At 49.8% G+C, this 25,874-nt stretch carries 25 protein-coding genes; 18 read left to right on the top strand and 7 right to left on the bottom strand.

Features of this window, described 5'->3' with window-relative positions; genetic code table 11:
• Positions 1-5 precede the first annotated feature (5 nt).
• Complete coding sequence (locus tag ACSR9A_RS26510) at positions 6-1,574, bottom strand: glycoside hydrolase family 43 protein (protein ID WP_473760943.1); 1,569 nt, start codon at positions 1,572-1,574, stop codon at positions 6-8.
• A 198-nt stretch (positions 1,575-1,772) separates the two neighbouring features.
• Between ACSR9A_RS26510 and ACSR9A_RS26505 the strand changes: the two genes are divergently transcribed.
• Positions 1,773-4,034, top strand: a complete 2,262-nt coding sequence (locus ACSR9A_RS26505) for a helix-turn-helix domain-containing protein (RefSeq protein WP_473760942.1) — start codon at positions 1,773-1,775, stop codon at positions 4,032-4,034.
• 34 nt (positions 4,035-4,068) lie between these two features.
• Here ACSR9A_RS26505 and ACSR9A_RS26500 read toward each other — a convergent pair whose 3' ends face one another.
• Positions 4,069-4,920: an alpha/beta fold hydrolase gene (locus ACSR9A_RS26500; protein WP_473760940.1), complete on the bottom strand. Its 852-nt coding sequence runs from the start codon at positions 4,918-4,920 to the stop codon at positions 4,069-4,071.
• Positions 4,921-5,045: 125 nt separating this feature from the next.
• Between ACSR9A_RS26500 and ACSR9A_RS26495 the strand changes: the two genes are divergently transcribed.
• The 6 genes from ACSR9A_RS26495 (at position 5,046) to ACSR9A_RS26470 (ending at position 10,925) form a co-directional block, all read left to right on the top strand.
• Positions 5,046-5,633 (top strand): TetR/AcrR family transcriptional regulator, encoded by a 588-nt coding sequence (locus tag ACSR9A_RS26495; protein WP_341279105.1) that lies wholly within the window; start codon positions 5,046-5,048, stop codon positions 5,631-5,633.
• Positions 5,634-5,967: 334 nt separating this feature from the next.
• On the top strand, positions 5,968-6,924 hold the full coding sequence (locus tag ACSR9A_RS26490) for an ABC transporter permease (RefSeq protein WP_473760938.1): 957 nt from the start codon (positions 5,968-5,970) through the stop codon (positions 6,922-6,924).
• A gap of 12 nt (positions 6,925-6,936) precedes the next feature.
• Positions 6,937-7,821 (top strand): carbohydrate ABC transporter permease, encoded by an 885-nt coding sequence (locus ACSR9A_RS26485; RefSeq protein ID WP_473760935.1) that lies wholly within the window; start codon positions 6,937-6,939, stop codon positions 7,819-7,821.
• A gap of 115 nt (positions 7,822-7,936) precedes the next feature.
• Positions 7,937-9,457, top strand: coding sequence for a DUF3502 domain-containing protein (locus ACSR9A_RS26480; RefSeq protein ID WP_473760932.1), 1,521 nt, complete (start codon positions 7,937-7,939; stop codon positions 9,455-9,457).
• Positions 9,458-9,822: 365 nt separating this feature from the next.
• Complete coding sequence (locus tag ACSR9A_RS26475; RefSeq protein ID WP_341279104.1) at positions 9,823-10,203, top strand: globin domain-containing protein; 381 nt, start codon at positions 9,823-9,825, stop codon at positions 10,201-10,203.
• A 14-nt stretch (positions 10,204-10,217) separates the two neighbouring features.
• The gene (locus ACSR9A_RS26470; protein WP_341279103.1) at positions 10,218-10,925 is read left to right on the top strand and encodes a DUF2225 domain-containing protein; all 708 of its coding nucleotides are present in this window, start codon (positions 10,218-10,220) and stop codon (positions 10,923-10,925) included.
• A gap of 213 nt (positions 10,926-11,138) precedes the next feature.
• On the opposite strand, the gene ACSR9A_RS26465 is transcribed toward ACSR9A_RS26470, so the two are convergent.
• A complete protein-coding gene (locus tag ACSR9A_RS26465; protein WP_341279102.1) occupies positions 11,139-11,381 on the bottom strand; it encodes a hypothetical protein in 243 nt (80 codons plus the stop codon).
• On the bottom strand, positions 11,378-11,578 hold the full coding sequence (locus ACSR9A_RS26460; protein WP_473760929.1) for a YycC family protein: 201 nt from the start codon (positions 11,576-11,578) through the stop codon (positions 11,378-11,380). Before ACSR9A_RS26460 ends, ACSR9A_RS26465 begins: the two co-directional genes overlap by 4 nt.
• Positions 11,579-11,746: 168 nt before the next feature.
• Here ACSR9A_RS26460 and ACSR9A_RS26455 point away from each other — a divergent pair, with 168 nt between their 5' ends.
• The gene (locus ACSR9A_RS26455) at positions 11,747-13,531 is read left to right on the top strand and encodes a M3 family oligoendopeptidase (protein ID WP_473760927.1); all 1,785 of its coding nucleotides are present in this window, start codon (positions 11,747-11,749) and stop codon (positions 13,529-13,531) included.
• A 90-nt stretch (positions 13,532-13,621) separates the two neighbouring features.
• Here ACSR9A_RS26455 and ACSR9A_RS26450 read toward each other — a convergent pair whose 3' ends face one another.
• Genes ACSR9A_RS26450 through ACSR9A_RS26440 form a run of 3 tightly spaced genes read right to left on the bottom strand, consistent with a single transcriptional unit; the run spans position 13,622 to position 16,283 of the window.
• A complete protein-coding gene (locus ACSR9A_RS26450; protein WP_473760924.1) occupies positions 13,622-14,464 on the bottom strand; it encodes an ABC transporter ATP-binding protein in 843 nt (280 codons plus the stop codon).
• 24 nt (positions 14,465-14,488) lie between these two features.
• Positions 14,489-15,247 (bottom strand): ABC transporter permease, encoded by a 759-nt coding sequence (locus ACSR9A_RS26445; RefSeq protein ID WP_473760921.1) that lies wholly within the window; start codon positions 15,245-15,247, stop codon positions 14,489-14,491.
• Positions 15,222-16,283 (bottom strand): ABC transporter substrate-binding protein, encoded by a 1,062-nt coding sequence (locus ACSR9A_RS26440; protein ID WP_473760920.1) that lies wholly within the window; start codon positions 16,281-16,283, stop codon positions 15,222-15,224. The genes ACSR9A_RS26445 and ACSR9A_RS26440 overlap by 26 nt, the downstream gene beginning before the upstream one ends.
• 294 nt (positions 16,284-16,577) lie before the next feature.
• On the opposite strand from ACSR9A_RS26440, the gene ACSR9A_RS26435 reads away from it, so the two are divergent.
• From ACSR9A_RS26435 to ACSR9A_RS26390, 10 genes are all read left to right on the top strand, one after another.
• Complete coding sequence (locus tag ACSR9A_RS26435) at positions 16,578-17,276, top strand: helix-turn-helix transcriptional regulator (protein WP_473761263.1); 699 nt, start codon at positions 16,578-16,580, stop codon at positions 17,274-17,276.
• On the top strand, positions 17,273-18,073 hold the full coding sequence (locus ACSR9A_RS26430) for a pyruvate, water dikinase regulatory protein (RefSeq protein ID WP_341279096.1): 801 nt from the start codon (positions 17,273-17,275) through the stop codon (positions 18,071-18,073). Before ACSR9A_RS26435 ends, ACSR9A_RS26430 begins: the two co-directional genes overlap by 4 nt.
• Before the next feature lie 67 nt (positions 18,074-18,140).
• Positions 18,141-19,103, top strand: a complete 963-nt coding sequence (gene glpX, locus ACSR9A_RS26425; RefSeq protein ID WP_056041492.1) for a class II fructose-bisphosphatase — start codon at positions 18,141-18,143, stop codon at positions 19,101-19,103.
• Between the two features lie 9 nt (positions 19,104-19,112).
• The gene (locus ACSR9A_RS26420; protein WP_473760917.1) at positions 19,113-19,712 is read left to right on the top strand and encodes a suppressor of fused domain protein; all 600 of its coding nucleotides are present in this window, start codon (positions 19,113-19,115) and stop codon (positions 19,710-19,712) included.
• A 70-nt stretch (positions 19,713-19,782) separates the two neighbouring features.
• Positions 19,783-20,184 (top strand): nucleoside-diphosphate kinase, encoded by a 402-nt coding sequence (gene ndk / locus ACSR9A_RS26415; RefSeq protein ID WP_341279094.1) that lies wholly within the window; start codon positions 19,783-19,785, stop codon positions 20,182-20,184.
• Positions 20,185-20,394: 210 nt separating this feature from the next.
• Positions 20,395-21,591 carry a GNAT family N-acetyltransferase gene (locus tag ACSR9A_RS26410; RefSeq protein WP_473760914.1) on the top strand — a complete coding sequence of 399 codons (1,197 nt, stop codon included), beginning with the start codon at positions 20,395-20,397 and terminating at the stop codon, positions 21,589-21,591.
• A gap of 722 nt (positions 21,592-22,313) precedes the next feature.
• On the top strand, positions 22,314-23,066 hold the full coding sequence (locus tag ACSR9A_RS26405) for a YveK family protein (protein ID WP_473760911.1): 753 nt from the start codon (positions 22,314-22,316) through the stop codon (positions 23,064-23,066).
• Positions 23,047-23,739 (top strand): CpsD/CapB family tyrosine-protein kinase, encoded by a 693-nt coding sequence (locus ACSR9A_RS26400; RefSeq protein WP_338552660.1) that lies wholly within the window; start codon positions 23,047-23,049, stop codon positions 23,737-23,739. Before ACSR9A_RS26405 ends, ACSR9A_RS26400 begins: the two co-directional genes overlap by 20 nt.
• Positions 23,740-24,022: 283 nt before the next feature.
• The gene (gene galU, locus ACSR9A_RS26395) at positions 24,023-24,910 is read left to right on the top strand and encodes a UTP--glucose-1-phosphate uridylyltransferase GalU (RefSeq protein ID WP_056041290.1); all 888 of its coding nucleotides are present in this window, start codon (positions 24,023-24,025) and stop codon (positions 24,908-24,910) included.
• A gap of 176 nt (positions 24,911-25,086) precedes the next feature.
• Positions 25,087-25,776, top strand: a complete 690-nt coding sequence (locus tag ACSR9A_RS26390; protein ID WP_473760908.1) for a sugar transferase — start codon at positions 25,087-25,089, stop codon at positions 25,774-25,776.
• Positions 25,777-25,874 lie beyond the last annotated feature (98 nt).

Below are 25,874 nucleotides of genomic sequence, written 5' to 3'. Positions count from 1 at the left end.
CCTGCCTAGTCTGAAATCGGTTCGTAGCTGAACCAGTCGAAATCCGCATCGTGTACGCGCCCTGCACTAGTGCAGGCAGCATACATCCCCATGTAGGCGCCCGTAAAACCTCCGGCCTTGTCGGTACTGAGTAGGGTGCCGTCAGCTGCTCCGCCAAGCGGCAGCCAGCTTTGCGTCCCAGCTTCACGCCAGAAGAAGCTATAGCTTTGGCCAAGCGCCTCAACCTTCAAATCCAGACAGTTCCCGCTGAAAGGACTTGCCGCGAGCACCGTTTCTTCTCCTTGCCTCCGCTCGGTAAGGCGGATTTCCGTTCTCCCGTCATAGCTGCCGTATTCTGCGCGGAATTGATAGTCGGCGTTTTGCAGCAAAACGATGCCCGCCACATCGCCAGCTTGCTCTGGCGCAAACTTCATGGTGGTTTCGGCACGGAAATTCATATGCTGCTGTCTGCGTCCGACGAAGGAAGGGTTGCTATCGGAGGCAATGGAGTTCGGCTTCAGTTTAAGGCGCAAAGAACCCGGATTTTCCGTGAGACTCCAGAAATCGCCGCGCGGGGTGCGAAGGAAGTTCCAGATCGGCGAGAGCTCCGGCTGGTCGAAATCATCGCGGGCCGGCAGCTGCGGCCATGGCGTCTCTGGCAAGCTTGGAGCCAAAGCTTCCAGCTCCAAAATTCCTTTGCCGGGATTGACGACAGGCCAGTCCCGCTCCCATACAACGGGCACAAGGAAGGTTTCACGTCCCAAATTGCGGTAATAGCCGCCATATGGCCTGGAAGCGAGACAAAGCATCCACCAATCTCCATGCTGCGTTTCAATCAACTCGCCATGGCCGACGTTGACAATGGGATAGCTGCGGCCTAGATGGCGATGGGTAAGAATCGGGTTGCCCTTATAGCCTTCATAGGGACCGGCGACCGATTCGCTGCGCGCAATCGTAATCGCATGGGTATGTCCGGTTCCACCCTCAGCGATCAATAAATAGTACCAGCTGCCGATTTTGTACAGATGCGGACCTTCCTGAGCATGGGCCACCTTGAGTGCGCCTTGCCAGATGCTCGTCTTCGGTCCGACCAGCTTCCCGCTCGCGAGATCCAGCTCTTGCAGCCAAATGTCCATATGCTTCGGGTAAAGCTGGCCTTCAGGGGGAAAGCGGTTCCCCGTATAATAAACCTTGCCATCTTCATCAAAAAACAAGGAAGGGTCTATGCCCGGCGCATCCTCCAGCCATACCGGATCGGACCAGCTTCCGGCGGGATCGGTTGCGGTGACATAGAAGTTATGGCATTCCTTGTCGTTGTCCACAAAGGTAGTAATCATATAATAGATCCCATTATGATAGCGCAGCGTCGGCGCCCAGATGCCTCTTGATGGAGCAATAGCATCCAAATTAAGCTGGGAAGGACGATCGAGCACATGTCCAATTTGTCGCCAATTGACCAAATCCTTGCTGTGGAAAATCGGAACTCCGGGGAAAAACTCAAAGCTTGAAGTAACCAAATAATAGTCATCTCCGACGCGTATCGCTGACGGATCGGGATAAAAGCCGGGGAGAATAGGGTTTTGGAACTTGCGCATGCTTTTTGCCTCCTAGCAGTAAATAAAATGTAAGCCCATACAAGTATAGTTCAAAAAAACATCATAATCTTGAAACTTTCATGCTCAATTTTATTATTTTTATACTTTCTTGTCATAATTGCATAAGTTTCAAGCGGCAGGGCAGTTAACTTTCCTTGAAGAAATGTGTATAGTGGAAACTATAAAGGGGCGATAGCAATGGCAGGAGAGAAGCAACTGCAAGTCCGTTTTTTTATGAGCTTGGCGCTCATTTCTATTTGCTCGGTGCTCGTGCTGGCCACGGTTCTATTTTTCTGGTTCCGAGAAAAAACGATAGACAATGTCAATAAGGCGAATGTGACCGTCCTTCTCAACACGGAGACGGTATTTATGAAGTATATGGACATGGTGCAAAATTACACGATGGACTTTTACCACAATCCCAACATTTATACCGTCATGCAGAGCGGTGACAACAGCTGGAGCGACCAGCTATATAGTGCGCTGAGCCAAATTCGCGGGACGCTGACGATCAACGATTATATTGAAAACGCTTATATTTTGGGGCCGGAGGCTCCCGTCATGATGTTTGAGAACAACCCGCTTAATGGGGCAGCGAAGCAGGAGCTGTTCGAGCGGGTCAGTGACAGCGAAATTAGGCATTCCCCGTTTGTCTGGAATGCGACGCTGAATAATGGGCAAAGCGAAACGATGATGACGATTTTTTATAATGATCGCGCTTTCAGCAGCAGCGAATACAATGGTGCCATCGCGATGACGATCAACCTGAGGAAGCTGCAGGAAAACCTATTTAATAAAAGCAATGAAGGAGATACACGCTATGCTGTTCTGAATGCCGATCGCATCGTGCTCATGCAAAGCAGTTCATCGGATCAAGCTTTCGACAGCAGGCTGCTGCAGCAAATTGTTTCTGTAGAGGGCAAGGAGGGTACGCTTGTATGGAAAACAGAAGGTGGCGACAAAAAGCTGATTACGTATCACCAATCGCAAAATGGAGGGCTGTGGTTTATTTCAGAAACCTCCTATAAAAACAGCATCCGCGACATCGCAAGCGCCCGCAATATAATGGTCGGGCTTTGCCTTGTGCTGATCGCTGCTGCGTCTGCCGCTGCTGCCTTCGTGTCTTATCGCATGTACAAGCCGATAGGGACATTGTTTGGGACGATACGCAATTTATCCGACGACCGTCTTGCTTTCCCGCGTGGTGGCGGCTTTGATGAAGCCAACCGGGAGCTTGAGAAAATTGGTGATCGGGTCAAAGAGCTCAAGCAGGAAAATGAAGATAGCGCCCTGCTGCGCTGGCTTACGTCCCCTTATCGGGCTGGCGAGCATGTGCCTTCTGCGCTGCCCCCGATGAGTCAAACACACGATAATGGGGCATTTTGCGTGGCGGTGCTGCATGTTGAAATGTCCAGCGGAGACGGCAGCCTGCCCGCCACAAAGTGGAGAGAGCATATCCGCAGTCTTCCAGAGCTGACGGAGCAGCTGTTTGCTGGGACGGGCACTTGCCGCGGCTTCTTCCCGCATCATGAGGCTGCTGTTCTAATAGTCAGCGAGACGGCAAGCGGGAGCTTCGGGGATTATGGGACATTCCGTGAGCGCTGGGAGCAGCTAAGCTATTCGATCAGGGAATGGGAGGGGGGAACTTGCTCCATTGGCATAAGCTCCCTATCTGCCGATTCCTTACAGTTGAAGCTAATGTACGACGAAGCCAGCAGCAGCCTTCAATATATGAAGCTGCATGAGCAACTGTCTCTTAGCTTTGCAGACGACATCATGCATTTGAACAGCAGCTCCGTACCTGACAGCACGCTTGAATTTGTGCTTCAAGCGGTCAGAAGCCAGGACCGGGAACTGCTGCCCAAAGCGGTCGAGCGTTTGCTTGCAGTAGCATGCAGCTACAAAGTAGAGCAAGCGACGGTTGCGCTGTCCAAGCTGGCTTCCGATCTTCAGAAAATAGCGGAAACCGGTCTTGCCGAGAGCATGACGCGGCATGCGGATTTCCTCGATCATTATCAGCGGATTTGGCGTATACGCAGTCACGCTGAGCTGCGGGCCTGGCTGGAGAAGCTGTGTTTTGATGCATTTGGGAAGCTGAACGATTTAAATACGGTGCAAACCCGAAATTTGGCCAGCGAAGCCATCGCATATATCCGCAACCATTTCGGTGACCAGACACTTTCCTTGAATGGTCTTGCAGAGAAGCTGACGATTAGTCCGCCTTACTTGAGCCGCCTGATTACAGAAGCGACGGGCAGCAGCTTTCCCGATTTCGTCAATTTGGTCAGACTGGAGCATGCTCGCAGCATCCTCATTGCTGAGCTTGAACTCGACATCCGCCAAATTGCGGAACAATCAGGCTACAATAGCAGCACCTATTTTACAACGTTATTCAAAAAACGCTATGGCGTAACGCCGTCCAAGTGGCGCCTGAATTATATTTTGCACAAGGAAAATTGAAGATTATGGCGTAATCTAAGGGGTTCTATGGAAACTATTGGACGAGTTCGGAAGAGGCGTTGTTTAGCCAATGTGCGAGCTCAGTTGCAAAGGCCTCCGGCTGATCCTCTTGGACATATGTGCGCGAGTTTTGTATCAGCTTGAAGGTGGACTGTTGAAAAATAGCGTCGACCCGCAGCCCCAATTGCTGCGGAAACAGCTTGTCGTCGTCGGCTCCCCACAGGACAAGCACCGGTTGGCGAAATTGGCGAAGCTGCTCGGCAGCCTGTAGCGTGATGCGGGGAGACCACCCCTTTACAACCTTCCTGAAGTCGGCCCGAATGCCGCGTTGCCTAATAAACGATGAAATATAGAGCGTGGACGCCTCATGCTTGGTCAGGCGATGAGAGAGGAGACCGAGCACGAGAGGCGTTGTAAGCAAAGCTTTGCAACGGAATAATTGGGCCATGACCCACGTAAAGCCGGGAATGCGGACACCGGCTTTCAGCGAGGCAAACGCCTTGGGAGGGAAAACCTCAAATGCATCGGTGTTGCACAGAACAAGATGAGAAACACGATCCGGATAAAGCGATGCAAAAACTTGCCCGTAAGCGCCTCCCGTGTCATTGCCGACAAGAACGATGTTGTCAAGCTTCAAGGCTTCGATTAACTGTTCTAGAATGAGCGCAACGCCGTGCGGCGAAAGATCCGCCTTGTGGGCAAGCGGAATGGCATGACCGCCAAGCGGAAGGTCGGGTACAATGCAGCGGAATTCGCTCGACAAGAGAGGAACAACTTTCCGCCATGTATGTCCGTTGCTCAAAGCTCCGTGCAAAAAAACGATGGTTCTGCCGCAGCCCTCATCCCGGTAGCGAATGGTGCCTGCCTCAATAGTTACTGTTTTCAATCGCATCAGACTCCCCATTTGGTTGTGCAGAAAGTATAACATACTCTCGGTATGTATAACATACCAAGAGTATGTTATAGGCTAAAGCTTTTCCAAATAGGCGGGTCAGCAGTTATAATACAGTTATGAGCGAAAAACGACGAAAAAAACAAGATGCCGAATGGACGAAGGAAGCATTGCTGCAGCAGGCGCAATTGCAATTTGCCGAATACGGCTATGCGGGAACTTCAATTGATGAAGTTGTAAGACGGGAACAACTGACGAAAGGAGCAGTCTACTACTATTTCAAGGATAAAAAAGATTTGTTTGCCCAGGTGGTGGATCGGCTTCTAAATCGTATGGTGCAGCAAATCGCAACGACCATTGCACAAAAGAGCGACCCGTGGGAAAAAGCGTTGACCGCCATCGATACGTATTTGGAGGGATGCCTTGACAAGGAGTACCGGCAAATCGTATTGAGGGACGCACCGGTTGTGCTGGGCTGGACGGAATGGCGGGAGAAGGAGCGGCAAAGCGTGGTTGGCTTGTCGACTTTGCTGCTGGAGCAATTAATGGAAGCGGGACTTATGAAGAGGCAGCCTTTGGACATGCCCGCCTATATGCTGTTTGGCGCGGTAACGGAAGCGGGGATCGGCATTGCCGAATCAGACGATCCGGCGCGTGCCCGGGAGCAGGCCAAACAAGTAATTAGAAGTATATTGCAAGCTCTTTAAAGTTGCGAGGCGAGAGCTGCATATCGAATGGCACCTATGCAAGTGCAAAGCGATAGAACAAAAAAGTTGGACGGAAAACATGACATGTTTCCGCCCAACTTTTTATTTTGGGGACTTATTGGACAACCCCCTTTTACTATATAAGCCTTGTGATCCGCGCTGCAAAGCCCCATTTCTAGGGGCTTTTTTGATTTTTTAAACGATTTCACTTTTTTTAAGCTCGCTACTTTCACGCTATTTAAGCGTTTTCATTTATTTATGATTGCGCTTTCATTTTGCTCGGAGCTATATTGGACCCACAGCCCGAAACTAAATCCACAAGGAGTGAATCATCATGTCAGACGAAGCTTTACAGGCCGGCAAAGCAGCTGGCGGGAGGCGACGGTTCAAGTCGCTGCGCAATGACAGCTCGCTGTTTCTGCTTGCGCTGCCTGGCGTAATTGTACTTGTGCTATTCGCCTACCTGCCTATGAGCGGGCTCATACTCGTATTTAAAAACTACAATTACAACGGCGGCATATTCGGCAGCCCTTGGGCAGGCTTCGAAAACTTTGAATTTTTCTTCTCGAGCATGGACAATGCGATCCGCGCTACCCGCAATACCGTAATGCTGAACGTGCTGTACATGCTTACAGGAACGTTTTTCTCAGTTGCCATTGCTATCGTACTAAATGAGCTGAGAGGCAAGCTATTTATTAAGATTACGCAAAGCGTCATGTTTTTTCCTTATTTTATTTCCTGGATCGTCATTGGGGCGATATTGTTTTCCTTCCTCGACTTTGACAAAGGTGTCATGAATAAACTGCTCGAGGCAGTGGGCATGCAGCCCGTTGACTGGTACTCCAATCCTTGGCTGTTCGTAGTTGTCCTTGTGCTTGCGAATATTTGGAAAAGCGCAGGCTATGGCGCCATCATTTATTATGCGGTGCTGCAAGGCATCGATCCTTCTTATTATGAGGCTGCCCGCATCGATGGCGCCTCGCGGATACAACTGATTACACGCATTACGCTGCCCCTGCTTATCCCGTCGATCATCCTGCTTACTTTGCTTGGAATCGGGGGAATGCTCAAGGGCGATCTCAGCATGATTATGGGCGTCACCTTCCTGAATCCGCTGCTGCTTCCGACTACCGACATTATCGACGTGTATGTATATCGTACAGCTATCCGCTCCGGTGAATTTGGCTTCGCTTCAGCTATTACGCTGTATCAGTCCGTCTTCGGGTTTCTGCTCGTGCTGATCGCAAACAAGCTGGCAGGCTGGTATGACAAGGAAAGCAAACTATTTTAGGAGACATGTGCTATGGCTAATCAAGAAAACAGAATGCTTATTATCGTTTTTTATGCCTGCATCAGCCTATTCGCCCTTATTTGCCTGATTCCGTTTGTAATGGCCGTCTCAGGCTCATTCTCGACAGAGTCGAGGCTCGCAGCGGAAGGATATTCCTTCCTCCCACGGGGCTTTAGTCTGGATACGTATGCTTTTATGTTTGGCTCAAAGGCGGAGCAAATTTTGCAAGCTTATTTGACCTCGGCGATCGTTACGGTGCTCGGCACAGCGTCCGCTGTGCTCGTTACGACAGCCTACGCCTACGTTATTACGGTGAAGGGCTTCCGATACCGCAACTTTTTCGCCTTTATGGCTTATTTTACGATGCTGTTCAGTGGCGGCACGCTGCCTTGGTATATTTTAGCGACAAAATATTATCATCTGGACAATACGCTTGCCGGTCTGTTCGTTCCCTATTTGCTCAACGTATTTCTCATGTATTTGCAAGCCAACTATTTCAAAAGCATTCCCCATGAAATTATCGAATCTGCCCAAATCGACGGTGCGGGCCATATTCATATCTTTTTCCGCATTATGCTGCCGCTTGGACAGGTGGGTCTCGTTACGATCTCGCTGTTCTATGCGCTGCAGTTCTGGAATGATTTCTACTTGCCGCTGCTGCTCGTTTCGGAGGAGAGGCTGTATACGATTCAATACATGATGTACAACATGATGGCCAACATTCAATATTTGGCTTCTGGAAACAGTGCGCAGATTGGCGGCGCTATAATCGCTCCCCCTCTAGAGACGGCGAAGATGGCGATGACCTGTCTGACCGTGCTGCCAATCGCGATTTTGTACCCGTTTCTCCAGCGTTATTTCGTAAGGGGAATTATCGTCGGCTCCGTCAAGGGCTGATACGACTTTTTGCGGTTGTACATGGTATGATGGACGAATTCCTTCGTTTTAGATCAGCGTCCATGCTGCCATTGAACAATATACAAACATAAAAACATTACAGGAGGGTTCACACATGGTAAAAAAACGCGTATGGTCAGCTCTGCTCTTGGCAGCGCTGCTGCTTGTCTCCGCTTGCGGCACGGGAAGCAATAATGGGAAGGAAGCTGCAACGCCAGCTAATGGCTCGAATAATGAAAGCGCTAGCAGCGCACTTAAGCCGGCCAAGCTGAAAATCGTCCTTTATGGCGATGAATCCAGCCGCATGAAGGAGCTGTCCAAAGCCGAATTCAAGGATCTGATCAAAAAAGAAATCAACGCCGAAATTGAATTTCAGTTTCTGCCCTGGACGGAATACGGTGGCGGAAAAACCGATCTGATGCTGTCCACCGGCGAGGATTTTGCCACCTACACGGATACGAATTACATGGTCAAGTCAGTGGCAAAAGGGCTGTATACCGACCTGACGCCATTTATTGAAAATTCGGCTGGCGATATGAAAAAATCAATTGACGACAATTCCTTTACCGCCTTCCAGCTTGATGGCAAGCAGTATGCGGTTCCGGTAGGCAATAAGCCTAACTCCGGTGAGTTTTACAGCGTGCTGGCGCGTCAAGATTTGCTAGAGGAGGTTGGAATGAGTGCTATTTCATCCTTGGCTGAGCTTGAGGAGTTTTATGATAAGGTCCACGCGAAGCATCCTGAGCTGATTGGCTATGCAAGCACGGATGCCCGCAAAATGCTGATGTACGAGTACACGGACAAAAATTTGTTCTGGCAAAATGATATGCTCGCGATTGATGAATCGGCCAAGGATGACAAGGTCATCAGCTGGTTTGAAAGCGAGGAGTTCAAAGCGTATGCGGCAATAATGAGGGGCTGGTACCAAAAAGGCATTATTCCTAAATATGCGGCGACAAATTTGCCCCAATTGCAATCCGATTGGAACTCCGGCAAGGCGATGTTCTGGGCTGGAACGGCAGCGCGTCCGTTTGAAGGCGCTGCCTCGATTACGCAGGCTGTTCCGACAGCGAAGCTAGCCAACTATTTTCTAAGCAAGGATCTGCCAAAGATTAGCCGTGGCACGTATAGCACTGCATGGTTCGTATCGGCTAATGCGGCTGATCCCGAGCGTTATGTCATGTTCTTCAATTTGCTTCAGAAAAATCAGGAGCTATACGATTTGTTCGCTTATGGGATCAAGGATAAGGACTACACGCTTGATGAGAACGGCAGACTGACGCGCAATACGACCGATTCGCTTATTCCGGACTGGCTGCTGATGAACAAAAACTTTATGCGCTTCGACAATACCGTTCCAGATGATTTTATTGCCCAGTATAAAGCTTGGGATGATGATGCAATTATTTCCAAGGGTGCAGGCTTCAACTTCGACAATACGCCGGTGAAAAATGAAGAAACCAAAATCAATGGCGTTTTCTCGGAGCTGCTGGCGCCTATAGCCAGTGGTTTCCTGGATTACGATGCGCATTTCCCGAAGGCGCTGGAGAAGCTTAAAGCCGCAGGCTTTGACAAATATATAGCTGAATACCAGAAGCAGTTTTCTGAGTGGTATGCAGCGAAGCCGCAAGGCTAGTCCGATTTTTTAAAAGCAGATACGCAGAATAAGGCTTGTAAGCTTGAAAATTAAGGCGGTACAGCTGCTTGTTAAGCGCTGTGCCGTCTTTTTTTGTGCTGCCTGCCTCATTGACCTTGTAGTGAAGCTCGTAAAAATGAGCAAGCAAGCTGTTCAAATAACGTCTGATTAATCACGAATTCGCCGCTTTTAGATGGGGAATACAAATTAAAAGCGAGCTTAATTATATTATAATAGGCTTATGGCCCAGAACGAACCGGGACAAAGGGGCCGGAAGGAAGGTGATACGAGGCAAAATTGTTGAGACAGCCAAATTTTTCTGTGATATAATACTAAATACCTACTAATTGGAGCTGAAAATGACGATGAATAGGAATATAAGCCTCTATGAAGCACTTGGAGGAGATAGGTCTTTAAGACTTATTGTGGAAGCATTTTACCCGAAGGTACAGGCTCATCCCCTTCTTGGTCCGCTGTTTCCGGAAGATATTAATCCGGTTATGGAGAAGCAGCACATGTTTCTCACCCAGTTTTTTGGAGGGCCAACGCTGTTTTCCGATGCTTTCGGCCATCCGATGATGCGTGCTCGGCATATGCCTTTCGAGATTACGCCACAGCGTGCTGAGGCTTGGCTCGATTGCATGAACAGAGCGCTACAGGAAGTAGGCATTGAGGACGAGCTAAGACAGTTTGTAATTGAAAGACTATCAGGACCTGCCCATCATTTTGTAAACACACCGGAATAGGAGATGTGGTCTGTATGGAACCGCTATACGAAACGAAAGTACAATGCATTTGCTGTGAGACAAGCTTTATAACCTCGCGCGTGCGTCCTAGTTTTAAGAAAGCGGTGAAGTCAGACACAGACTTCTGCGGATATTATAAAGCGGATATAAATCCCGATTATTATGTCGTTCGCGTATGCCCAACATGCGGCTATGCGTCGACGGAGAATGGAACGGAACGGCTGAGCGATAAACAGAAGATGAGCTATTATGAAAATATTGGATCGCGCTGGGCTGCACGTGAGTTTAGCGGCGAGCGCACACTTCAACAGGCTATGGCTACGTACAAGCTGGCGCTGTTGTCGGCCCAATCGGTGAGCGAGTCCCAACGTGTTATCGCTGGCATTTTGCATCACATTGCATGGTTGTACCGCTATGAAGGCAACCACGCCGAAGAGCAGCGGTTTCTGAGATTTGCGCTGCAAGCCTATTTGAGAGTTTTTGAAGGGGAAGGCGCGGAGCTTAATGGCGCTAAGCTGATGTATTTGATTGGCGAGCTGAACAGACGCATCGGCGAACGTGCTGAGGCTGTGCGCTGGTTCTCGCGCATCGTGAATGACAAGCGCATTATGGATGCCGCGATGATACGGGCAAGCCGCGAGCAATGGCAGCTCATTCGCGAGGAGCAGGAAACGAGCAGAATGCTGGAGCAAGAGCCGCATGGCGAACTGACATCTGCTTAATACGAATCAGGCATGAAGCAGTCTGGTACAAATAAAGAAGCTTTCGCATTTCCGCTGTAAGCAGCGGGTGCGGAAGCTTCTTGTTTTTGCTGTGAGGCCAGCGGGCAATTGCCTGCTAGCCTGATTTAGTTGAACGGGAGCAGGAGGCTTCAGACAAGGGACAGGCGCTCAATTTTTCATAAAAGGCTTGGAGGGCTTGTTCGCGCTGCCTGGTTAGCTGCCTAGCTTGCGCAAGCGCTCAGTTGCCAGCAAATAGTCGCCATCTACATCGATGATCGTTACTCGGTTGTGGCAGCAGGGAAAGACCAGCAGCTTTTTTTTGCCTTGCTGAATGAGCGGAATTTCCTTGGGACGAATCGGGAGTAACACATTGCTGGCCTGGCAAAATGGACAAGCATGTACATAGATATCATTCATGATGATGTCGTAGGGCCAGGTGTTCTCAAACGGAATCATACAGGCTTGTCTCCTGAAGCTTCATCTTCAGAAGGGTTCGCAGCGGCTGCGCTCGCCTGTACTTCGGCTTTGGCGAGCTCCCCGAGCTTTTGCAGCAAAATGTGTTTTGGCATATGCATTAAGTGTTCAATCGGTATGCCGAGCTGCTTGGACAGCTTGATTGCGGTATCCGCTGAAATTTGTAAAGGCTGGGACATGGTAGAAATCCTCCAATCTGTATATAATTAAGTTATACACCGCCTCCGGAGAATGCGCAAATGAAAAGCGAATCTTGCGGGCGGTTTTTAGTGAAATAGAAGCAATTATAAGTTTCACACCTATTAATAGGCTGATGATTGGGCAAGGCAAGGAGAGGAGATAGACTAATGTCAGTTGGTCATTATTCATTAACATGGAATTTGGACTCTATTTATGCAGGAGGAGCGGGCTCGGAGGCTTTTGCAGCAGAGCTGGCTGCGGTGCAGCAGGAGCTGTCGGAGCTGGAGGAGCTGCTGGCAGCACCGCAGGAGGGAGCTACATATTTAAACAAGGCAACGGAGCTTGTACAGTCGGTTTTGCTGCGGATGCGCCAGTCGGATTCATTCGTAGCTTGCTTGACCGCGCAAAATATGAAGGACAAGGCGGCAACTGCTCTGAATGATCGCATTAAAACATTGAATGCGGCTTTTCAGGGCGCGCTGACGCGCTACGATAATGTGCTGCGGAGTGTGGACGATGCCAGCTGGGCAGCGTGGATCAGCGAAGGGCCAGCGTCTGAGATTGCATTCAGCTTGACGGAGCGCCGCGAGCAGGCGAAGGAGAAGCTGTCTCCGGAGCTGGAGTCTTTAATCGAAGATATGGCGGTGGACGGCTATCATGGCTGGGGAGATTTGTACAATCTCGTCGTATCGCGAGCGAAATTTAATGATGTCGATGCAGATGGCGAGAAGCGCGAGCTTTCGGCAGGACAGATGTTTAATAAGCTGTCAGCTAGCGACCGTACGGTGCGGCAGGCGGCTTTTGCCGAGTGGGAACGGGAATGGGGCGAACAGGCTGATCTGTGCGCAGACGCCTTGAACCGAATATCGGGCTTCCGCCTGAAATTGTATGGCAAGCGGGGCTGGGATTCGGCGCTCAAGGAGCCGCTGCAAATGAACCGGATGAGCGAGAAGACGATCGGGGCCATGTGGTCGGCGATCAATGAGGGCAAGCCGGAGCTGGTCAAATATATGCAGCGCAAAGCGAAGCTGCTTGGTGTCGAGCAGATGGATTGGCATGACATGTATGCGTCCATCGGTACGGCGGAGAAGGTTGTCAGCTATGACGAGGGCGCGGCGCAAATTTTAGAGCAGTTTGCGAAGTTCAGTCCGGAGCTGGCCGCTTTTTCGGAAAAAGCATTTGTAGATAAATGGATCGAGGTTGAGGATCGTCCGGGCAAACGTCCTGGAGGCTTCTGTACTTCTTTGCCGAAAAGCAAAGAGACAAGGATTTTTATGACGTATTCGGGTACGGCATCGAATGTGTCGACACTCGCGCATGAGCTTGGACATGCTTACCATCAGCATGTCATGAATGATTTGCCAGCCTATTCGCAGGAATATGCGATGAATGTGGCAGAAACAGCCTCGACGTTCGCAGAGCTGATCGTATCGGATTCCGCGCTCAAGGCTGCTACGGACAAAGATGAGAAAATCGCTCTGCTGGAAGAAAAATTGAGCAGCGCAGTGTCCTTTTTCATGGATATTCATGCGCGGTTTTTATTCGAGACGCGTTTCTATGAGCGTCGTGCCGAAGGCATGCTGACCGTGGAAGAGCTGAACAAGCTGATGGAGGAAGCGCAGCATGAAGCATTCTGCGGCGCATTCGGACAGGTGCATCCGTTGTTCTGGGCATCGAAGCTGCATTTCTACTTTACGGATGTGCCTTTCTACAACTTCCCATATACGTTCGGCTACTTGTTCAGCGCGGGCATTTATGCACGGGCAGTGAAGGAAGGAGCAGCTTTTGCTGACCGCTATGTGGCGCTGCTGCAAGATACCGGCCGCATGACGGTTGAGGATTTGGCACAGAAGCATTTGGGCGTCAACTTGGAGGAGCCGGATTTCTGGCGGGAAGCGGTCGCTTTGACGACTGCCGATGTAAAGCTGTTCCTAGAGATGACGGAGGAATAACGTAGTTCGCTTATGATTGAAGAAAAAGAAGCCAGCAGAGCCGGGAAAAGCTTCCCAAGCCCTGCTGGCTTCTTAGGTTTAGGCTTAAATTTAAGTTTCCATGCCAATGAGCTGTTTTAGCCGCTTTTGATCTGCTTCGTTAAAAGCGGACCCAAGGCTGGTCTCCGCTGGGTGCATGATGCTCATTTGGTATTCGTCGCTGACTTTAATCCGTTGCTGCGCTTCATGAATGTCCAAAGCTATGGAGGCGGGGGAGCCTGCAAGCAGAACAATTCTCGAACCAAGCCTTAATGCTTCATCGCAGTCATGGGTGACGAGGAGTACGGTAGGCTTGTCCTTCTCCCATAGATTAAGCAGCAGCTGATGCATGTTTAGCCGTGTGGCCGGATCAAGACTTTGAAACGGCTCATCCATCAGCAGCCATTCAGGGCTTGCGGCGAATGCCCGCACGAGCGAAACGCGCTGCCGCATGCCGCCGCTGAGCTGGTGGGGGTAGTGATGGATGGCAGAGGCAAGTCCTGCTTCGCGGAGCAGCTCAATGACCCTATCGCGAGCGCTGCTGTTTTTTGCAGACCTGGAGCTGCTTTGGCCCAGCACCCACAGTACATTATCCAGCACGGTTTTGCCGGGCAGCAAGCGTGGCTCTTGGAAAACGCAGCTGATGCGCTGCTTGATGCTGCTATTGCCTTTACTGATGTTGTTGCTGAAATTAGTGCTAGTGCAATTGCTAGTGAAATTGCTAGTGAAATTGCTGTTGCGAATCACCCGGCCTTGCTCGGGCTTCTCTAAGCCTGCTGCACAGCGAAGAAGCGATGTTTTGCCAATGCCGGAGGCGCCCATTAGGCAGGTGATTTTTCCCTCGCCCAATTGCAAGGAAAAATCATGGAATAACGTTTTGCCGCCAAAGCTCAGCTTGATGTTGTCGAACTGCATCAGCGATTCTCCTTCAAGATCATGTTAATCGGCAGCTGCTGGCCCTTTGCGATGGAGCAGCTTTCGTGCGAGCTGCTCCATCGATAGGCCGAGCAGGGCAATGACGAGCGTCCATGCCATAACGTCCGGCATTTCCAAGTAAATCCGCGCCGTATTCATCGACGCGCCAACCCCCATATGTCCGCTAATAAGCTCCGCCATGACCACCGTTTTCCAGCCCATACCGAGATTGACCATAATAGCTGCTGACCAGAAGGGCTTTAATGCGGGCATGTAAATCCCAGTAATCCGTTTGCCAGTGCTTACTTGGTACACGGCGGCCATTTCCAGCAGCTCATGGGGCGCTTGTCTAACCCCTTCTACCGTATTGAAAAAGAAAACAGGCATAAGCGCAATCGTTACAATGAGCACCTGCGCACCACCGTTCGTGCCAAGCCACATGATGGCCAGCAGCATCCAAGACACCGGTGGCACCGCCTGAAGCAGTGATATGGCGGGACGAATAAACGCATGTACGCTTTCCCGCCAGCCGGCGGCTGCACCTATACCGGCTCCAAGCAGGAAGGCGAGAGCGAAGCCGGTGGCAAAACGGGCGATGGTACGCTTAAGCGGCTCCCATAGCTGACCTTCGGCAATGAGTGCTGCTAATGCTTGCAGCGTTTCGACGGGACCGGGCAAAATGACCGGCGGATATAAACGCGCCGCTCCCGCCCAAGCCAGCAGCAGAAGCAGCGCAGTGCTTATTGGACGCAAGCGATTACGGCGCGTAGTAGAAGCCATCATCCGGCAGCTTGCCCCCGACCGACTCTGGCGCCATTTTCAGCAATATATCAAAGTAGCGATCGGTTTCTTGCCTTGCCTCTGCGGCGGTTTTGAAAGCGAGCATGATTTTGCCCATGGCCTGCGTCAGCACAGCTTCCGGCATGCCGAAGGCTTCGGCGGCTGCCGTTAGATCCGCTCCTGGCTGAATGGCTTCCTCCAGCGCTGTTTTATACTGGCTTTGGAATGCGGCAATCGCCTCTTTATTGGTTTTGGCCCATTCGCTGTTGACGAATATGCCGGTTTGCGGCAAGCTTTCGCCAAATGCTTTTTGCCATGCTGCATCATAATCGACCACTTCGGACAGCTTGCCTGCCAGCTTTATGCGCAGTCCGCTAAGAACTGGCTCCGGCAGCACAGCATGCTTGATCGTTCCCGCAGCAAGCTGCTGCATCATATCCGGAATTGTCGAATAGGCGAGCTCGATGTCCGAAGCAAGTGCGGCTTCTTTTATCAAATATTTCGTCAGGGTGTCAGGAGGGCCGCCTTGGCCGGGAATATATACGGTTTCGCCTGTGAGATCGGCGAGCGTTTGTTTTTCCGTATCCGTCGATATGAGGTACATAGAGCCCCATGTATTAACTTGAATGAGCTGCACCGGCAAGCCTTTGGCATAAAGATTGCTGCCCACATTAAGCGGTGCTGCAATAAAGGCGGCATCGCCGTTTTGGATACGGGCAAGCAATTGCTCAATCGTATCCCAAGTTTCGATTTTAAGCGCAATGGTATCGGCAGGCTTGTCCGCCGCAAGAAGTGCTGGAATGAGCGAAGGCGCTTTTGGCGTTAGCAAAGTGACAGCTTGCGTTTCCTGTGCAGGTGCTTCAGTGGCCTGCTGCTGTGCCGCAGCTTCGGTCGTTGTCTCTGCTGCTGCCGTCGCATTCGAAGCGGGGCTTGAAGCCTGTGGCTCCTGCTCGCTGCTGGAGCAGCCGGCAATAATCATGGATACAGCAAGTGTGCCTGCCATTAGCAGTCTGCTGATCTGGTGACGAAATGTACCCATTTGTTTGTCCAACTCCTTAAGTGTTTGTGTGGTTTCGTTAAGAATCATTCTCAATTATAGAGGGTGGAGGAGAATGCACCATCCCATAAATGTGGGATATGACTCGCGCCTGAGGAAGACCAAGCGTCATATAGCGGTCATTTTTTTCGGAAAGGTCATTATGAGCATTATATAGTTCTCTTTAATCCGCTATCAGAAACACTAATAGCATTATGTCGTCTTATATATTGTGTATTATATTTATATGTGTTATATTAATTGCGGATAATGACCATTTAATATGATGACTATCTTATAGATAGATATGGTCGAGAGGGGGAGAGAACGGTCATACAGCTATCATCCAGGCAGTTAGAGCTTATTGAGCTGGTAAAGAAGCATGCGCCTGTTACCGGAGAGCAACTTGCAGATTATATTGGCGTGAGCCGTCCTACTCTGCGCTCGGATTTTTCGCTGCTCGTGATGCTGGGGCTTCTTGATGCCAAGCCAAAAGTCGGTTATTTCCTAGGCAATGCTTACCTCGGCATCGACAACTCGGAAACGAGGCAGCGCTTTGATCATATGAAGGTTGCCGAAATACAAGGCGTGCCAGTGAACATACCGGATACCCTTTCCGTTCATGATGCTGTTATCACTTTGTTTACCGAAAATGCGGATACGCTGCTTATTGTTAATGAAGATAAAAAATTTGTCGGCATCGTTACGCCCAAGGACTTGCTGAAAATTACGCTAGGCAATGCGGGAGCTGCATCCATTCCAGTAAGCATGGTCATGACGCGCTTTCCGAATATCGTGACGCTTTCCAGCGAGGATTCGGTGGCGGATGCGATTCGCAAAATGATTTTACATCAAGTGGACTGTTTGCCGGTTATTACGTCGGTGGACGAGTCCGGTCAAGGTCCCGAGGTTACCGGTTGGGTGTCCAAATCCAATATAATTCGTCTGATGTCGGACATCGCAGCAGCAGAGGAACTGGGGGAACAGGGTTTATGACAGAAGAAATCATATACGTGTGCTCCGATGCCGTAGGCGAAACAGCTGAGGCAGTGGCGAAAGCAACGCTGCGGCAGTTTTCTTCGGAGCATGTCAAAATTAAGCGTTATGGTCACATGAAGACGGAGGACGAGGTTATTCAGCTTGTTGCCGAAGCAGCACGCACTGGCGGCTTCATCAGCTATACGCTCGTCCAGCCGGAATTGCGCGAGCTTATGAAGCAAGAAGCTTTACGCTGGGGTGTTCGCGCAGTCGATGTGATGGGTCCGATGATGCAAGCCTACGTGGATACCTTTGGCAGCTTTCCGAAACGCAAGCCCGGCTTGCTGCATTCGATGGATGATGAATATTATCGCCGAATGGAAGCGATTGAGTTCGCGGTTAAATATGATGATGGAAAAGATGCGAGAGGTTTTATGCAGGCCCAAGTGGTGCTGATCGGCGCATCGCGGACGTCGAAGACGCCGCTTAGCGTGTTCTTGTCCCACAAAGGCATTAAAGCGGCGAATTTGCCGCTGATGCCAGAGGTAAAGCCGCCAGCTGAGCTGTACCCATTGCCAGGCCGGCTTATTGTTGGCTTGACGATGCAGCCGGAGCAACTGCTGCACATAAGGTCCGAGCGTTTGAAGACGCTGGGCTTGCCGGGTTCGGCTCAATACGCTTCCATGGAACGCATCATGGAGGAGCTTAATCATGCTTCGCGCGTCATGGAGGAGCTGGGCTGCCCTGTCATTGATGTGACGAGCCGGGCGATTGAGGAAACGGCTGGCATTATTATAGAAATGATGAACAGCTAGAATTGCTGGACGAAAAGGTATAGAAGGCGAAAAGTTGGCAATACGAAGGAGAGGGAGATAACAGATGCTGGAACGCGAATTATCTTTGGAGCTTATACGAGTAACGGAGCTTGCCGCACTTGCGGCTTCTCCATGGATGGGACGCGGCGACAAGCATAGCGCAGACGGTGCGGCAACGGAAGCGATGCGCAGCATGTTCGACACCGTTTCCATTCGTGGAACCGTTGTAATTGGCGAAGGCGAGATGGATGAGGCGCCGATGCTGTATATCGGAGAGCAGGTCGGCAGCATGAATGGTCCTGAGGTTGACGTGGCAGTAGACCCGCTTGAGGGTACTGAGATCGTTGCCAAGGGGCTAAATAATGCGATGGCTGTCCTTGCTGTAGCGCCGAAAGGCCAATTGCTGCATGCCCCTGACATGTATATGGAGAAGCTTGCAGTGGGCCCTGCACTTGCCGGGAAGCTGTCGCTGCGCGACCCGATTGTGACAACGCTTGAAAAAGCGGCCCTCGCCCTTGATAAGCCAGTATCTGATCTCACCGTCATGATTCTCGATCGAGAGCGTCATGCAGATACCATTCTAGAGCTGCGCAAAGCAGGTGTCCGAATCAAGTTTCTGTCAGACGGAGACGTAGCGGGCGCGATGGCACCTTCCTTCCCTGAAGCGGGCATTGATCTGTATGTAGGCTCTGGCGGCGCGCCTGAAGGTGTGCTGGCAGCTGCTGCCCTTAAATGTCTAGGCGGAGAAATTCAAGGACGCCTCATGCCGGAAAATGAAGAGCAGTACGAGCGCTGCATTTCTATGGGGCTGTCCGACCCTCGCAAAATTTTGTATATCAACGATATGGTCGGCACGGATGATGTGATTTTCGCAGCTACTGGCGTTACGCCAGGTGAGTTTATGGGTGGTGTTCGTTATTTGCCCGATCAGCGGGCTGAGACACATTCGATCGTTATGCGGGCCAAAACCCGTACGATTCGTTACGTGAAATCGCTCCATTACTTGCCAAACAAACCGCTGTTGCGATAGGATGCTTTTATGAAAATCGAATTTTTTAATGAAAATGAGAGGTTTACCTTCGATGTTCGCAGAAGCATTTTGCTTGGCGCGTATATGGCACAGTGGGGCATGCCGGAATATCGGGTAGTGCTGTCCAAGCCGGAAAGCGGCGTCTATATTGAAATGTACCTTTTTCCCGATCGTAAAGGCGTTTCAAGATTTGTGACGATTGGCTTGTCCAATACGCTTTACAAGTCTGGGCAACCCGTAGCCTCTGAATGGATGCTGGCGCTTCCTTCTGATTTGGGAGGAGAGAAGCAAGAGCGAATCTTTACTTATTTTGCCGATTTAATTGCTCACCATATCGAAAAAGCCTCCAGCTCGTCTGTTCCTCTCGTCATGGGCTCAAGTGCTTTAGCACCAGACAACTGGAATGCGAAAGCTTTGTTGATCGATGAGCTGCGCGGCGAAAGCGATAGCTTGGAGGAGCTGAAGGTGGGCAATGAGGTTTTTCCACTCTTATGGGCAGTTCCGATTACCGAAAAAGAAGCGGCGATTATTTTGGAAAAAGGAATTGAGGATTTCGACGAAATCTTTGAAAAGTCTGATTATTCTATAATTGATCCTTGCCGTCCGTAATCTAGCATTAGATTTGACAGGAAATGAAATGGATAATAACAGTTTAGAATAGAAGAGAGGAAGTTAGCGTATGAGTCGTACTTTTGTAATGGTGAAACCGGATGGGGTTAAACGCGGCCTAATTGGCAATATCGTAGCAAGGTTTGAGGAAAAAGGGTTTGAGCTTGTACAAGCCAAGCTGATGAATGTAGATGTAGCGCTTGCTAAGCAGCATTATGTGGAGCATGTGGAAAAACCATTTTTCGGCGAATTGGTAGATTTCATTACTTCCGGCAAGGTGTTTGCAATGATTTTGGAAGGGCCCGATGCGGTGCAAAATGCAAGAAACATCATTGGCAAAACCAATCCAAAGGAAGCCCAGCCCGGATCGATTCGCGGCGATTATGCGTTATCCGTTGAAAGCAACATCGTACATGGTTCAGACTCAGATGAAAGCGCCGCTCGCGAAATTAAATTATTTTTTCAGCAATAGAGATCAGCAATCAGGAGGGTGAAGCTCGCAAGCGAAATAAGCTGCTCGCTGTTCTTTTATTGCTTCAAGCCGCCGGTCATGGCTCATGGCCTGGCGGCTTTTCTTTTGCCGCTAGGCCGCTCCCTAATGTATGATAGAAGCAGATGGACTAAGGTACGCTTGCAAGCTGAGCGACTAGAGAAAAAGGGGAAAACAAGGAGGCTATTGGAGATGGAGATCAGAGCGCTGGAAGCCAAACATTTTGAGGAAAGATTGAAGCTGTCCGAATATGCCTTTCAATTTAAACTTACACCAAGCCAACGGGAGCAGAATGAGCAAAAATTCCGCCCGGAGCAGGAGCTTGGCGCATTCGATGAGCAGGGGCAGCTTCTCTCGGCGTTAACTCTGCTGCCACTGGAAATTTGGGTGCAGGGCAAGCCGTTCGCTATGGGCGGGCTCGCGGGGGTTGCGACATGGCCGGAGGCGAGAAGACTTGGCTGTGTAAGCGAGTTATTGAAACGGTCGCTTGAGTTAATGAAGGACGCAGGGCAGACGGTAAGCATGCTGCATCCGTTTGCGTTTGCCTTCTATCGGAAATTCGGCTGGGAGATGACGGTGGAGCGCAAGGCGTATACGATTGCAGCAGGCCAGCTTCCTCTGCGTAAAGCGACAAGCGGCCGAATGCAGCGGCTGGCAGAGGTGGATAGTGCGCTGCTGGATGAGGTGTATGCCAAGTTTGTATCGCGGTATACGGGAACGCTTGTTAGAACATCCGAGTGGTGGGCTCAGCGGGTACTCAGCAAGCCCGGTCACACAGCTGTATATTATAATGCGGACGATGAGGTGGCAGGATATGTGAGCTATCAAATTGAAAACCGTAAAATGACGATTCACGAGCTCGCTGTGCCAACAGAGGAGGCTCGCACTGCAATTTGGACCTTCATTAGCAACCATGACTCCATGCTGGATGAAGTTACTGTGACGGTGGCAAATGATGATCCACTGCCATTCCTGCTGCCAGACCCGAGAATCAAGCAGGAGCTGCAGTCTTATTTTATGACGCGGATTGTAGATGCGCAAGCTTTCGTGATCCAGTATCCTTTTGCTGCTGGTGATCAGGAAGAGACATTGGAGCTTGTGATTACAGATGCGCACGCCGAGTGGAACAACGGCCAATTCCGGTTAGAATTCGATACAGCTGGGGCGGCACATTTGATGAGAACAGAAGAAGAACAGTCGGATAAAAAGCAAGCGCCTGCTGCTCCTCAGCTTGCCTTGGATATCCAAACCCTGTCAGCGCTGCTGCTTGGTGGCCGTAAAGCCTCCTGGCTTGCAGAAGCGGGACGGATAACGGGCGATGCGGAAGCTGCTGCACTGCTCGAACGCCGGATACCGCAGCATAAGACGTTTTTGATGGACTTTTTTTAAGCGGAGTGCCGCAGCATTTGCAATAGTTAGGGCAGCAAGCAGGGTATGGGACGTTATTCGTTCCCATGCCCTGTTTTTTGATATGGATATTTATAAGCCTTCATTAATAAATAGGAGACGTGGCGATTGGGTCAGAGGCCAGTATAGTTATGGCGGGCACTGCTTCAAAACGGAGCATCCCATCTACCTACTTTGGCCGAAGCCATTAGCCTCAGGACCTTCTATCTCGTTTTGTATACAAAATGTATCGAATTTTGTCTATAAATCTACCTCACCATATTTTAGGCTGTTCCTCGCCTTTCCTCTAAGAATAAACACGCATTTTTCACATATAAGTTAGTTTGAATTATAAATAAAGTCCCATTTTCCTTAGAGAATACAGAGTTTTTCAGTGAAAACGCTCTCTTTGTTTGGATTGCGCTTTCAGTTACATTCTGACGCATTTTTATGAAAATATGTGAAAAAGCTATTGACATGATACGTATTGTATCGTAAAGTTAGGGTTGTAAAAATACATAATGTATCAATCGACAGGCGGCAGACGCTTATGAAAAATGGCGCTAAAAGCATCCGTATTTGTCAGAAGAAAAAAGAATAACAGAATGAAAGGGTGGATGAGTGACGTCATTATGTCAGCTGCTGAGAAGGCTCGACTCTAAGAGACAAGTTTCAGCTTTTTCGAAATAGACATAGAAATACGGATAGCCTGTGGAGGGATAACAGTGGAGTTGAAACAATATATGAAAATCGTCCGAAAAAAAATAGGGCTGGTTGCGGTCATTGTTCTTATCGCCTGTGTGGCAGCAGCGGTAAAAAGCTTCTTTTTTACGACCCCTATCTATCAAGCTCATGCCCGGCTGCTCGTCAATCAAACCGCCCTGCCTGACGGCCAGTTTTCCCCAAGCGTAGGAACGCTGCAAACGAATATTATGATGATAAATTCTTACAAGGTCATTATAAAATCAGAGACGATACTTAGTCTGGTGACCGAGCGTTATCCCGAGTTGAACATTACACCGACGCAGCTGGCTGGGCGCATATCCGTCTCCTCCGCCGAAAATTCGCAGGTTATGGATTTGCTGATTCGAGATCAATCGTATGTACGGGCTGCGCAAATGGTCAATGCGGTATCCACAGTCTTCAAGGAACAAATTCCCCTCATTATGAAGGTCGACAACGTTACAGTCCTGGATAAGGCGAATGAAACGGCCGCTGCGTATCCCATAAACAACAATCCCATTTTCGTCATTCTGGTTAGCTTTATTGCAGCGCTTATGCTTGCGATTGGACTTGTGTTTCTGATTGAGTATTTGGATGACACGTTTAAGATGGAGTCCGAGGTTGAAGCGGTGCTGGGTATTCCGGTCATTGCCTCTGTACCGAAGATGACGAAGGAAGATGTCCGTCCTTCCCGCAAGCGTGTAGTGAATAACCAAGGGGTAGGTGAAGGGCAGCATGCGACGATTAACCAGTGAGACGAATTTAGTAGCGTTAACGAATCCCAATTCTCCCATTTCGGAAGTTTACCGAACGCTTCGCACCAACATCCAATATGCCGAAATCGATACGCCCAAGCAAATTTTAATGATCGCCTCCTCACAGCCGGATGAAGGCAAGACGACGACGATCACCAATCTGGCGGTCACGATTGCCCAAGAGGAACGCAAGGTGCTGCTGGTTGATGCCGATATGCGCAAGCCGTCCTTGCATCAAGTGTTTGACAAGCCGAATCGCATCGGTCTCAGCAGCGCCATATCCAATCAATTTTCGTGGCAGGAAGCGGTCATGGATACGATGGTCGAGCATTTATCGGTCATTACCTCCGGCCCGATTCCTCCGAATCCCTCCGAAATGCTGGGCTCTAATAAGATGAAGTCGCTCGTGCAGGAGTGGAAAGAGCATTATGACGTTATTTTGTTTGATACCCCGCCGGTGCTTGCTGTAACGGATGCCCTAATCGTAAGCGCGTTTTGCGATGGCGTTGTGCTGGTTGTGCTGGCAGGCAAGGTGAAGAAGGAAATGGTCAAAAAGATGAAGGCGAATCTGGACCGTGTCCAGGCGCAAATCGTCGGAGTCGTCATGAATAAAATCAATCCGAAGGACAGCGAGGATATTCAGCTGCAATATTATGAAACAGCTAAATCCTAAGCGGTCTGCCATAGCTTGATTTTCAGAAAAAAGAAACGAATTACGGAGCCAAACGGCTCAGGTCATGCCTATAACACCTTTATCAGGGTAGGCACTCGGTCACGCTGTGGGTTAAGCGACCTTAGACATGATTGTCGAGGGTGTGATGTGAGGAAGGGTTAAATGCCCTGTTAAAAATAATAGTTATTGTCTTTTGCTTTAGGCAAGAGGCAATAACTAGCATTTTTAACTTCTAAGAATGGCAGCCATAGATAAAGAATAAATAGGGATAGGGTGATGGATGATGAAGAAGGTCAAAAAAGCAATTATACCTGCTGCAGGGCTTGGAACACGTTTCCTGCCAGCGACGAAAGCAATGCCGAAGGAAATGCTGCCTATCGTGGATAAGCCGACGATCCAGTATATCGTTGAAGAAGCGGTGGCATCAGGAATTGAAGACATTATTATTGTAACGGGCAAGGGCAAGCGGGCGATTGAAGACCATTTTGACCATGCCTTCGAGCTGGAGAACAATCTGTTCAGCAAAGGGAAATTTGATCTGCTGGACGAAGTCAGACGCTCCTCCAATGTAGATATTCATTATATCCGGCAGAAGGAAGCGAAGGGGCTTGGCCACGCCGTATGGTGTGCACGCAATTTTATCGGCAATGAGCCGTTTGCGGTACTGCTCGGAGATGATATCGTCCAAGCGGAAGTGCCTTGCGTGAAGCAGCTGATTGAACAATATGAAAAAACGCAAAAATCAGTGATTGGCGTCCAGACGGTGGCGGATGATCAGACGGATCGTTACGGCATCGTAGATATATTAGAAAAATTTGACCGCCTCTATGAGGTGAACCATTTCGTGGAAAAGCCGGCGAGAGGCCAGGCGCCGTCGAACCTGGCGATTATGGGGCGATACATATTAACCCCTGAAATATTTGGCTTTCTGGAAAAGCAGGAAGAGGGCGTCAGCGGCGAAATTCAGCTCACCGACGCGATTCAGAAGCTGAATGAGCATCAGGGCGTATTTGCTTATGATTTCGAAGGCATTCGGTACGATGTCGGCGAAAAGCTCGGCTTTATTAAAACGACGCTCGATTTCGCCTTGCAAAATCAAGAGCTTCGCGGCCAGCTGCTATCGGTCCTTGAGGACATTTTGGTCAGAGAGCAGTTGATTAAAGCGAACTAGCGCAGCGCACCCCACCCCACCCCACTGTTTTTTCAAATATAGGAAAGTATATGATTTCGTCATACTTTCTCTATATTTCTCGACAAAGCTCTTCGCACGTCCCAGAAGGACGACGAAGTCGTTTTTGCTTGGAGTATTGAAATCGTTATTCTACTATTTAATTGAGGTGATTGCGAATGCCCCCATCCCCGCAGCGCAATGATGCCAGGGCCGTATTGGAAGGCGGTTTTAATGCAAGCTTTGAAAAAAGAAGGTCGCTACGCCTCTATTTAATGGCAAAGCGGGCAGTGGATATTATCGGGGCAGCTACAGGCATTATGATTTTATCGCCGATTCTTATTCTCGTGGCTATTCTCATCAAGCTGGAGGACCCGCGCGGCAAAATCTTCTTTTACCAGACGAGGGTTGGACGTAATGAGCGGACGTTTAAAATGTACAAATTCCGCTCCATGGTTTCCAATGCCGAAGATATGCTGGAGGATTTGCTTAGCAAAAATGAAGTAGAGGGCGCCATGTTCAAAATGAAGGAAGACCCGCGCATTACGAAGATCGGCCGTTTTATACGAAAAACGAGCATTGATGAGCTGCCGCAGTTTTGGAACGTGCTGTGCGGCGATATGTCGCTCGTCGGTCCCCGTCCACCACTGCCGCGGGAAGTGGAAACCTACAGCAGCTATGACAAGCTGCGTCTGCGCGTAACGCCTGGCTGCACGGGCCTATGGCAGGTGAGCGGCCGCAATGAGCTGAATTTTCATGAAATGGTGGAGCTCGACCTCCAATATATTAAGCAAAGAAGCATTATTTTTGATATAAAAATTATTTTATTGACCGTTAAGGTGATGTTCGGTTCAAAGGATGCGTATTAGGGGCGGTGCTTCGAAACCTTTACTTAAAAGAATGATGAAAAAGAAGCTTCGCTGCATGAAAAGCTTGGCTTCCGATCGCCATTGACCCCCAATTTCTT

The organism is Paenibacillus sp. R-74696 (assembly GCF_055814915.1).
The sequence above is the reverse complement of the archived record's forward strand: the minus strand, read 5'-3'. Positions and strand labels throughout refer to the sequence as shown.

Coding starts and splice junctions, on each gene's coding strand:
- ACSR9A_RS26510 (WP_473760943.1), bottom strand. CDS start 1,574: ATGCGCAAGTTCCAAAACCCTATTCTCCCCGGCTTTTATCCCGATCCG.
- ACSR9A_RS26505 (WP_473760942.1), top strand. CDS start 1,773: ATGGCAGGAGAGAAGCAACTGCAAGTCCGTTTTTTTATGAGCTTGGCG.
- ACSR9A_RS26495 (WP_341279105.1), top strand. CDS start 5,046: ATGAGCGAAAAACGACGAAAAAAACAAGATGCCGAATGGACGAAGGAA.
- ACSR9A_RS26490 (WP_473760938.1), top strand. CDS start 5,968: ATGTCAGACGAAGCTTTACAGGCCGGCAAAGCAGCTGGCGGGAGGCGA.
- ACSR9A_RS26485 (WP_473760935.1), top strand. CDS start 6,937: ATGGCTAATCAAGAAAACAGAATGCTTATTATCGTTTTTTATGCCTGC.
- ACSR9A_RS26480 (WP_473760932.1), top strand. CDS start 7,937: ATGGTAAAAAAACGCGTATGGTCAGCTCTGCTCTTGGCAGCGCTGCTG.
- ACSR9A_RS26475 (WP_341279104.1), top strand. CDS start 9,823: ATGAATAGGAATATAAGCCTCTATGAAGCACTTGGAGGAGATAGGTCT.
- ACSR9A_RS26470 (WP_341279103.1), top strand. CDS start 10,218: ATGGAACCGCTATACGAAACGAAAGTACAATGCATTTGCTGTGAGACA.
- ACSR9A_RS26465 (WP_341279102.1), bottom strand. CDS start 11,381: ATGATTCCGTTTGAGAACACCTGGCCCTACGACATCATCATGAATGAT.
- ACSR9A_RS26460 (WP_473760929.1), bottom strand. CDS start 11,578: ATGTCCCAGCCTTTACAAATTTCAGCGGATACCGCAATCAAGCTGTCC.
- ACSR9A_RS26455 (WP_473760927.1), top strand. CDS start 11,747: ATGTCAGTTGGTCATTATTCATTAACATGGAATTTGGACTCTATTTAT.
- ACSR9A_RS26450 (WP_473760924.1), bottom strand. CDS start 14,464: ATGCAGTTCGACAACATCAAGCTGAGCTTTGGCGGCAAAACGTTATTC.
- ACSR9A_RS26445 (WP_473760921.1), bottom strand. CDS start 15,247: ATGATGGCTTCTACTACGCGCCGTAATCGCTTGCGTCCAATAAGCACT.
- ACSR9A_RS26440 (WP_473760920.1), bottom strand. CDS start 16,283: ATGGGTACATTTCGTCACCAGATCAGCAGACTGCTAATGGCAGGCACA.
- ACSR9A_RS26430 (WP_341279096.1), top strand. CDS start 17,273: ATGACAGAAGAAATCATATACGTGTGCTCCGATGCCGTAGGCGAAACA.
- ACSR9A_RS26420 (WP_473760917.1), top strand. CDS start 19,113: ATGAAAATCGAATTTTTTAATGAAAATGAGAGGTTTACCTTCGATGTT.
- ndk (WP_341279094.1), top strand. CDS start 19,783: ATGAGTCGTACTTTTGTAATGGTGAAACCGGATGGGGTTAAACGCGGC.
- ACSR9A_RS26410 (WP_473760914.1), top strand. CDS start 20,395: ATGGAGATCAGAGCGCTGGAAGCCAAACATTTTGAGGAAAGATTGAAG.
- ACSR9A_RS26400 (WP_338552660.1), top strand. CDS start 23,047: ATGCGACGATTAACCAGTGAGACGAATTTAGTAGCGTTAACGAATCCC.
- galU (WP_056041290.1), top strand. CDS start 24,023: ATGAAGAAGGTCAAAAAAGCAATTATACCTGCTGCAGGGCTTGGAACA.
- ACSR9A_RS26390 (WP_473760908.1), top strand. CDS start 25,087: ATGCCCCCATCCCCGCAGCGCAATGATGCCAGGGCCGTATTGGAAGGC.